The following is a 2,003-nucleotide window of genomic DNA, read 5'->3' on the forward strand; positions in this document are numbered from 1 at the left end:
CACCCGGGCGCTGCTTGGCTGCTTGGCGGTCTCGGGGATCCGGATCCCGGCGGCGGCCAGGCGCCGCTTTGTCTCCTCCGGGGCCACGTACTCGCCCACCGTCGTCGAACTGCCCAGCGGGACCACCGAGTGGACGATCGTGTGCTCGTAGACGTGCACCAGGTTGAAGGCCTGTCCGCTGTCCTGCCCGCGGGTTCCGCCCACCGGCACGTTCAAGTCCTGCGTGTAGCAGGTAGCCGAGGCCACCGAGACGGGAATCCCGGCAAACGTTGCCGTGGTGGAGTAGTGCAGGTGGCCTGCCAGGATGGTGCGGACGTCGGAATTCCGGACCACTGCCGCAAGGGACGACTGATCCCGCAGTTCGACCAGCACCGAGAGGTCCAGGACGGACGGGACGGGTGGATGGTGAAGGGCCAGGATGGTTCCGTCCGGCGCAGGTGTGTCCAGCTCCCGGCCCAACCACTCCAGCTGCGCGTCGCTGAGCTCGCCGTGGTGGTAGCCAGGCACGGAGGTGTCCAGGGTGATAACCCGGAGCCCGTTGATGAAGTAGCTGTTGTCCACCGGCGCGTCATTGCCCGGCTGGTCCAGCAAACCGGCGCGGAAGTTGGCCCGGTTGTCGTGGTTGCCCATGGCCCAGATGACCTCCGCCCCCAGGTCCTCACATGCGGGTTCCACGATGGCGCGGAGCTTCACATACGCTTCGGGATGGCCCTTGTCCGCGAGATCGCCGGTAAAGATCACGGCCTCCGGCTTCGCCCCGGACGCTTTGACTTCTTCGAAGAGCTGGGTGAGGCGCGCTTCGCTGTCAACGACGCCGTACAGGGGGTCCGGACCTCCCAACAGGTGGGGATCGCTCAGGTGGAGTAGGAAGTGGCGTGGCCGGGGATGCTCGGCCTCGATGTGCTCCATTGCTACCTCTGTGGTCGGTGGGAAACGGCGCTTCCCTGGTACCCTTCAGTAATATTTATCCAATCAGACATTTGGCAAACTTTGGGCAAATCGCCGTAGCCGATGTGGAAAAAAATGAAAGAACTGCGCTTTTGAGGGCCGGATTCGGGAAAGCGCCGGTTTTTCAGCCGAGAGCCCTTTCGATGGCGTCGATGACCTCAGCCGAGTCCGGCTCCACAGTGGGCGCGAACCGGTCCACCACCTGCCCGTCGCGGCTGACCAGGAACTTTTCGAAGTTCCATTTCACCAGCCCCGGCAGCAGCCCGCTCTTGAACTTGGTGAGCTCGGCGTAGAGCGGATGCTGGCCCTTGCCCCGCACATCCGACTTCACCGTCAGCGGGAAGCTGACGCCGAAGTTGCGCTGGCAGAACTCAGCGATCTCGCTGTCGCTTCCGGGCTCCTGCCCCGCGAACTGGTTGCAGGGCACACCCAGGATCTCGAAGCCGCGGTCGCGGAATTTTCCGTAGAGCGTCTCCAGGCCGGTGTACTGCGAAGTGAAGCCGCAGTTGGAGGCCACGTTGACCACCATCACCACTTTGCCCCTGAATCTGCCGAAGTCGGTTTCGGTTCCGTCATTGAGGGTCAGCGGGACCCGGTACAGCTGTGCCAATGGTTGCGTCCTCAGGTAGTTGTCCACACGGGTAATTCGTTGCCAACCACTCAAGGTACTGTTCCGGACTGAGAGTTTCCTGGGCAATTCTTCTGGCTTCGGCGTCCGGCACCGGGGCTTGGCCCCCCGTCGTCCCGGCATCGGCTACTGTCCCGGCCGCCGGGCAGGTTTCCGGCACCGCCGGTTCCCCTGGTGCAGCGGGCGTGGCCGATGGCTGTGTGGCCGTAGGTGCCGGCGAGGGCGACGGCGTCGGCTGGGTCGTCGAAGGTGTCGGCGTCGGCTCAGTCGGCGTAGGAGTCGGCGTCGGCGTCGGTTGAGTCGGGGTAGGTGTTGGCGACTGCTCAGTCGGCGTAGGAGTAGGCGTCGGTTGAGTCGGGGTAGGTGTTGGCGACGGCCCAGTCGGGGTAGGTGACGGCCCGGTCGGTGACGGCGACGGCCCAGTCGG

The 2,003-nt window shown here is 64.9% G+C and carries 2 protein-coding genes; both read right to left on the minus strand.

Features of this window, described 5'->3' with window-relative positions; all coding sequences use genetic code 11:
• Positions 1-909, minus strand: a 909-nt coding sequence (locus P2Q66_RS05150) for a phosphodiesterase (protein ID WP_275726129.1), incomplete at its 3' end; no start/stop codon positions are given.
• 163 nt (positions 910-1,072) lie between these two features.
• A complete protein-coding gene (locus P2Q66_RS05155) occupies positions 1,073-1,558 on the minus strand; it encodes a glutathione peroxidase (protein WP_275726130.1) in 486 nt (161 codons plus the stop codon).
• Between the last annotated feature and the right edge of the window lie 445 nt (positions 1,559-2,003).

Source organism: Arthrobacter sp. Cr_A7, assembly GCF_029222765.1.
GTDB lineage: Bacteria > Actinomycetota > Actinomycetes > Actinomycetales > Micrococcaceae > Arthrobacter.